The 6,023-nt window shown below is 35.6% G+C and carries 9 protein-coding genes and 1 pseudogene; 4 read left to right on the top strand and 6 right to left on the bottom strand.

What is annotated here, in order from left to right:
• Positions 1-1,113 (top strand): porin (locus P20439_RS01960; RefSeq protein ID WP_036932714.1); only part of this gene is annotated, 1,113 nt, incomplete at its 5' end.
• Positions 1,114-1,206: 93 nt separating this feature from the next.
• Here P20439_RS01960 and P20439_RS01955 read toward each other — a convergent pair.
• Positions 1,207-1,389 carry a hypothetical protein gene (locus P20439_RS01955; RefSeq protein ID WP_008115625.1) on the bottom strand — a complete coding sequence of 61 codons (183 nt, stop codon included), beginning with the start codon at positions 1,387-1,389 and terminating at the stop codon, positions 1,207-1,209.
• A 111-nt stretch (positions 1,390-1,500) separates the two neighbouring features.
• Here P20439_RS01955 and P20439_RS01950 point away from each other — a divergent pair, with 111 nt between their 5' ends.
• A complete protein-coding gene (locus tag P20439_RS01950) occupies positions 1,501-2,022 on the top strand; it encodes a TetR/AcrR family transcriptional regulator (RefSeq protein ID WP_008115626.1) in 522 nt (173 codons plus the stop codon).
• Positions 2,023-2,391: 369 nt separating this feature from the next.
• On the opposite strand, the gene P20439_RS01945 is transcribed toward P20439_RS01950, so the two are convergent.
• Both P20439_RS01945 and P20439_RS01935 read right to left on the bottom strand, forming a co-directional pair.
• The gene (locus P20439_RS01945; protein ID WP_008464188.1) at positions 2,392-2,862 is read right to left on the bottom strand and encodes an alpha/beta hydrolase; all 471 of its coding nucleotides are present in this window, start codon (positions 2,860-2,862) and stop codon (positions 2,392-2,394) included.
• A 419-nt stretch (positions 2,863-3,281) separates the two neighbouring features.
• The gene (locus P20439_RS01935) at positions 3,282-3,791 is read right to left on the bottom strand and encodes a GNAT family N-acetyltransferase (RefSeq protein ID WP_008115629.1); all 510 of its coding nucleotides are present in this window, start codon (positions 3,789-3,791) and stop codon (positions 3,282-3,284) included.
• Positions 3,792-3,890: 99 nt separating this feature from the next.
• On the opposite strand from P20439_RS01935, the gene P20439_RS01930 reads away from it, so the two are divergent.
• On the top strand, positions 3,891-4,094 hold the full coding sequence (locus P20439_RS01930) for a hypothetical protein (RefSeq protein WP_008115630.1): 204 nt from the start codon (positions 3,891-3,893) through the stop codon (positions 4,092-4,094).
• A gap of 1 nt (position 4,095) precedes the next feature.
• Here the strand turns inward: P20439_RS01930 and P20439_RS01925 are convergent, their stop codons facing one another.
• The 3 genes and pseudogenes from P20439_RS01925 to P20439_RS18875 all read right to left on the bottom strand — a co-directional run.
• Positions 4,096-4,569 (bottom strand): GNAT family N-acetyltransferase, encoded by a 474-nt coding sequence (locus tag P20439_RS01925; RefSeq protein WP_008464186.1) that lies wholly within the window; start codon positions 4,567-4,569, stop codon positions 4,096-4,098.
• Between the two features lie 17 nt (positions 4,570-4,586).
• Positions 4,587-4,781 carry a CPXCG motif-containing cysteine-rich protein gene (locus tag P20439_RS01920; protein WP_008115633.1) on the bottom strand — a complete coding sequence of 65 codons (195 nt, stop codon included), beginning with the start codon at positions 4,779-4,781 and terminating at the stop codon, positions 4,587-4,589.
• Between the two features lie 95 nt (positions 4,782-4,876).
• A pseudogene (locus P20439_RS18875) lies at positions 4,877-5,260 on the bottom strand (MepB family protein); the annotation flags it as partial.
• A gap of 340 nt (positions 5,261-5,600) precedes the next feature.
• Here P20439_RS18875 and msrA point away from each other — a divergent pair.
• Positions 5,601-6,023 (top strand): peptide-methionine (S)-S-oxide reductase MsrA (gene msrA, locus P20439_RS01905; protein WP_036932709.1); only part of this gene is annotated, 423 nt, incomplete at its 3' end.

Raw genomic sequence — 6,023 nt, 5'->3', positions numbered from 1 at the left:
GCTATTGGCGGTTATATTGATGCGCGAGTAATTAATACTCAAGGTCAAAATGAAGTGGTTAATGGTGCCTCACGAATTAATTTTGATTTTAAACGTCAATTAAAGAATGGCTGGGAAGCGCTGACCAAAATTGAATGGGGCGTAAACCCAGTTGGTAGTAGTGATATTGTGTATAACAACCGTTTTGAGTCAATTCAGGATGAGTTTTTATATAACCGTTTAGGCTATGCTGGTTTAAAGCACGACAAATACGGCCAAATTACCATTGGTAAACAATGGGGTGCATGGTTCGACGTAGTATATGCAACTAACTATAGCTATGTTTGGGATGGCAACGCCGCCGGTGTGTATACCTATAACAAAGACGACGGTGCTGTAAATGGTACTGGCCGTGGCGATAAAACATTGCAATACCGTAATAGTTACGGTGATTTTGATTTTAGCGTACAAACTCAGTTAAAAAACAGCGCATTTTACACTTGTGATGTAACGGATATTACAGAGTCACAATGCCAGGCTAATTTTGAATCGGGCGATACTGCTGCGCAACAAGTTGAATTTAACTATACATTTGGTGGTGCAGTAACTTATAACGTGACTGATAAGCTAAAACTGACCGCGGGTATTAACCGCGGCGAGTTTGAATTAACTTATGGAGACGGAACAACTCGTTCAGTTGACGATTTAATTTACGGTGCGGGTGTTATTTGGGGCAATATTGATGCGCCAGGTTTATATGTAGCAGCTAATATAAACAAAAACGAAAACCACGATACAGATAACATTGGTCGCTTAATTGAAGATGCAATTGGTATTGAAACATTTGTGTCGTATCTTTTTGAAAACGATTTTAGACCATTTATTGCATACAACTTGTTTGACGCTGGCGACGATTACGTTATTCAGCCAAATTTCAATGCTGATCCTAATGATGTATTTAAACGTCAATTTGCTGTTATTGGTGTTCATTACTTAATAGATGAAAACACCCAACTTTATGTAGAAGCACGTAAAGACTTTGGTGATTTTGAAAGTGATAATAAACAACAGCAAGCACAAATGGAACAGTCAGAAGATGACGGTATTGCTTTTGGTTTTAGATACGTTCTTTAATGGCCTGTTGAGCTTTCAAGCTTAAAATCGCAAAGCTAAACTTAAAGCCCTGCAAAATAGCAGGGCTTTTTATTTGTTTTACTGAAGATTTTACTACTTTTTCTTAAATGCTTTTTTTAACGCACGCGTCCCCTCTTTTGGCCCTAGAATAAGCCACAAAAAAACAACCCCACCTGGGACTAAAACTGCTTTTAGGATTGGGCCGAGAATAAAAGAATAAAAATAAATAAGTGGAATAAAAAGTACATAACCAATAACACGTTTGATAAACTCCATGTATCACCTTTAGATTAATTGAGCATGCTCACAAATTTAATTGAGCGCGCTCAGTTAATCAAGTGCTAATTTAGGCCCAACTTCCAACAAAGATATAAAGCGTTGAATAGTATGAGTAAAAAAGAAAAAACACGGGATAAAATTTTAGCTTCAGCATGGGAGCTTTTCTTATTACAAGGTTATGACCACACATCAACAAGGGAAATTGCTGTTGCAGCTAATGTGGCAGTGGGTACGGTGTTTAGCCATTTTGAAAATAAAATTGATTTGCTTATTGCAGGTATGCAGCAACAAATTGAAGTTATTATTGAGCAAGCAAAGCAGTCAGATACTCAGCGACCTCCTCGATTAAAGTTACGCCACTACGCTCACCCCCTCTACTCCTTTTATTGTGAAAACAGTGAATTTAGTAAATTACTAATTAGCGACATTATTTGGCGTGCTGATTTTTTTAAAGCACAAATGGATGAATTTAAAAAACTGCTATTTAGTGAACAACCAGAATTTGATGAAACAAAAGCAAGTGTGATGATGGACTGCTATTTTATGACCCTGATCACAGGTTTAAACGACGAGCTACCTAATGCAGAAAGCATGTTAAGGCAATTGAGCAACAAAATTGCATTGTTGTAACGTCAATTAATAAAAGGCTTGAGTTTAATTCTGTGAAGTACTAAAACACTAATGGAAAATCCGATGTTAGCTGCAATCAACGTGTGTTATTTGAACATCTAAAGAATGACATTTTTGCTTCGATCTGGTTTTCCTGCGGCTGCACAACTCATTTAATAAAACGCGTAGTATAATTAACAACAAACGATCAACGCACATAAATAAACCCACATAAATAAACCTACCCCCCTTCCTCTGGTTATCGTTCTTAAGATTAATCAATTGCTGAGATTGCCTTTAATATAAATTTAGTATGATGTGTTCTTTTATCTATTACCCACCAGCAATAAATTCTAAATATGGCTATATTTAAATTAAAGCGGTAACTGATTAATTAAACGACGTGTTAGTTTGCGAGCCTAAGAACTCGGTATAATTTAATAGTGCTTTATCTACACTCAGTGCAGGGGTTTGATTATGATCAGCATTTATGTTAATTGTATTTCCCCATTTAAGCCAGCTGTTTGGATGTTTTGCTAAACTAGTAACTAAATTATTATATGCAGCTAACATTAGGGAATGTTCTGCCCCACCAACAGTGATATATAAAAATGTTGGCTGTTTTATACTATTCACGTTTGTTTTTAAAAACGTATCGAACTGTTTTGTCACTGTCATATCGTCATACCAAGCGGCTGGGCTAAACACAAAATAAGCATTAAATAGCTGAGGCTTAGTTTGTAAAGTATATAGAGTAAAGCTTCCACCTGCAGAAAAGCCTATTAACCCACGTTGACTAGTTAACTTATAATTAGCCGCTATATATGGCAGTAATTCTTGCTCTATAAAAGCTAAAAACAAATCAGCTTTACCAAAATTTCTGGCGTAGTTTCATTGTTAGGTCGAGGATTTGTATTAACGTCCTTCCTTGCATAAGGTGGCACAAGATCACGATTTCGAGTATCAGTAAAAAACTGATTATGTACGACAACTAAAATAGCCTCATTAAATATACTTTCGGGATTTAATGCTTTTAGCGCCTTATCCCAATTAGCTAAATTAAAATTGCCATCTGTTTTATAAAAAGTGGATGCGCTTTAGTTTTATCATAATTGTTAGGTAATCTGATAAATACTTTTCGAGACTCGTTAAGCACTTTCGAATCTAAGGTTACATCAACAAAATCTGAAACATTATTTTGATAATAACTAAACCCAGTTATTGCAAACCCAAATACACTAACAACAAACAATACATTTAAAATAATCGTTTTTTAATTCTCATGCGTGGCTCATTTTAGTTAATTGCTTATGCCATACACCACTATTAAGTTGCTGGTTAAATACAAAGCCAAGTTTAGTGAGTAAGTTATAACAGCGAACATTTTTACCATGAATTTCTGCATATAGGTGCTCAATGTTTAGTGAGCTATGCACCTCACTGATAAAGCCTTTAAGTACTTCATGCATTAAGCCTTGTTGCCAATAAAAAGGATCGAGCTCAAAGCCCAAATAAGCAGTTTTTGTCTGGTTATTAATGTTATACAAACCACAAGTACCAATGAGTTCGCCTGATATATTATGTTCAATCGCAAGCCGAACACCTTCACCTTGGTAATAACTCGATATATCATCTTGAATTAACTGCTTAATATGCTCTTTATTAAGCGGCGCTTTATAATCATTAAATTCATAAACAAGGGGATTATTCAAAATATTTAATAACGCTGCGCCATGTTTGTGAGTAATTAAACGAAGAGTTACACGGGGTAATTTTATATTTTTAAACATGCCTATGCCAAATAAAGTAAACGCGCTTTAAATAGCACTTTATAGAACGTCATTATTAACTTACCATATCGTATTAACAAGCATTAATTGAGATAAACTATGAGCGACAATTTTAAAGTAATACAACCAACTACTACTGTTTACTGCCCAAAACGTGGTGAAGGTTGGACCCTTACCGGCATTACTAATATTGATGAGTTTACATCGGTTATGTTTGATGGCGTTCGTTATACCTTACCAGCGAGAGAAATTGTTGAGCAGTTATTGCCTAACCAATTAGCGCGTGAACAGCAAAATAGCTAACTTAAACGTAATTTATTGCTTTAACCATATAAACACAGTTATCTGGTAATGAGCTTTTCTCTTGATTCGCCGCAACTATAAATCCTAGCTTTTTATAAGCCAAAACTGCTGCTAGGTTATTTTCATAAACAAACAATGAACTATCAGTAACATTTAAGTTTAATTGGCCATGTTTACATAGTTCTTTAATCAGGGTGGCTGCAATTCCCTCCCCCCTGTATATAGGGTTTACTACTAAACGAGCCAAGTGACATTTGTTTTTCCGTTGATAATATTGCCCAAAAGCAAGTAATATGTTTTGTTGTCCAACCAATACAAAAGAAGCAGAATCATCAAGGTTTAAGTCCTCAATAAACGTATTCTTTGTAAATGGATACCTAAAATACGGACCAGCCCATTGAGCTGTTTCATTTTGATTATTAAACCAGCTCATTAGCTCGATGATATGCGTATTATTAAGTGGTTGTAATGTCATTAAGCTTACTTACTCCTTCAAAACGCCTCATCTTCACTGTATACATTTACATTAAGTTCGTCGTTATCTTCAAATACGACAAACGAAATAGGCTTACAACACACTTGGCAGTCTTCTATGTATTGCTCATCAATATCAGCCACATCAATTAATACTTCTATGGTTTCTCCACAGTAAGGGCAACTAATCGATTGTTCTGTTAACTGGTTCATGATTTTCCCTTTTAAATTTACACAAGGTTATAATTTCACTTTAGTAAACAACCTTATATAAGACAATGCTGGTAAAGTGACTTAACAGTTTAAATTTAAACAGCGTTAGCTAAAATTTTGTTTAACTTAGATAAATCAATTAGTTTATATTGATCTTGCTGTAAAAAATAATCACATTGCCAACGTTGAGTGCTTTTCGCTGCGTTACTAAATACGCCTGAACCATTCAGAGCCCTACTTTCGCTCCAAGGTGGAAACACCCTAAAAGCCGTTTTTCCTTTGAGGTTAGTACCTGTAACTATGCCTTTTTTAACTAACAACTCAACCGGAAATAAAAATAAACCGCTTTGTATATTTGCTAATTGGTTATTAATAGTGGTTAGTCCATCACTTGCAACCGCTACTAATAAATAGTCAAACTCGTTGGTAAATGGGATTGGTTTAGAATTACTTCCATCCGCTGGTCGTTTCCATAGTGCTAAAAAAGCACCAGGTCAGTCGGGAGTAACTTTAGCTTTTCTGTAAATTATTCGCTTATGGTTTATAGTGAATCCAAATCCATGGTACTGAGCATTTTGACTATGAGGTATCAACTCATCAGTGTTTGGAAGTTTATACCCTAATGGAGCAAAGTTGTTTTGTAGAACGACTAACAATTCATCATACAAATTATCAGTCGTCATTAAACTTTTCATATATAGCATCCGTTTTATATAAAGCAAGTTCAACCCCTTCAGCCATTTTGTAATGAAAGAGTTTTTAAAGTTAGCGGGTCTTACTATACAAGTATTTATACATAACTACAGGTGAGAAATTTTTATGAAACACACATTAGCACTAGCATTAACCTCTGTGGGGCTTTTGTTTAGCTCATTAACGTACGCTAAAAGTGAACAAGCCATTTTAGCCGGAGGCTGTTTTTGGTGTATGGAAAGCGATTTTGAAAAACTCGAAGGTGTAACCGATGTGATCTCAGGTTTTACCGGCGGTGAACTTAAAAACCCTACCTATAATGGTAATCATCGCGGCCATTATGAAGCCGTTCTAGTTACCTACAACACTGAGGTATTGAGCTATCAAGATATTTTAAACCATTACTGGGTTAACATTGACCCTTTTGACGCTCAAGGCCAGTTTTGTGATAAAGGCCCAAGCTACCGTAGCGCAATATTTGTAGCCAATGAGCAGCAGCGAAAACTAGCTCAAAAATCTAAACAAGCCGTTATTAAAGAGTTTACTAAC

It is taken from the genome of Pseudoalteromonas sp. BSi20439, assembly GCF_000241165.1.
In the GTDB taxonomy this organism is placed as follows: domain Bacteria; phylum Pseudomonadota; class Gammaproteobacteria; order Enterobacterales; family Alteromonadaceae; genus Pseudoalteromonas.
This window is presented reverse-complemented; position numbering and strand designations above follow the sequence as displayed.

What these genes read in the sequence shown, in the direction of transcription:
- P20439_RS01955 (WP_008115625.1), bottom strand. Translation starts at nt 1,389, where the DNA reads ATGGAGTTTATCAAACGTGTTATTGGTTATGTACTTTTTATTCCACTT.
- P20439_RS01950 (WP_008115626.1), top strand. Translation starts at nt 1,501, where the DNA reads ATGAGTAAAAAAGAAAAAACACGGGATAAAATTTTAGCTTCAGCATGG.
- P20439_RS01935 (WP_008115629.1), bottom strand. Translation starts at nt 3,791, where the DNA reads ATGTTTAAAAATATAAAATTACCCCGTGTAACTCTTCGTTTAATTACT.
- P20439_RS01920 (WP_008115633.1), bottom strand. Translation starts at nt 4,781, where the DNA reads ATGAACCAGTTAACAGAACAATCGATTAGTTGCCCTTACTGTGGAGAA.
- P20439_RS01930 (WP_008115630.1), top strand. Translation starts at nt 3,891, where the DNA reads ATGAGCGACAATTTTAAAGTAATACAACCAACTACTACTGTTTACTGC.
- P20439_RS01925 (WP_008464186.1), bottom strand. Translation starts at nt 4,569, where the DNA reads ATGACATTACAACCACTTAATAATACGCATATCATCGAGCTAATGAGC.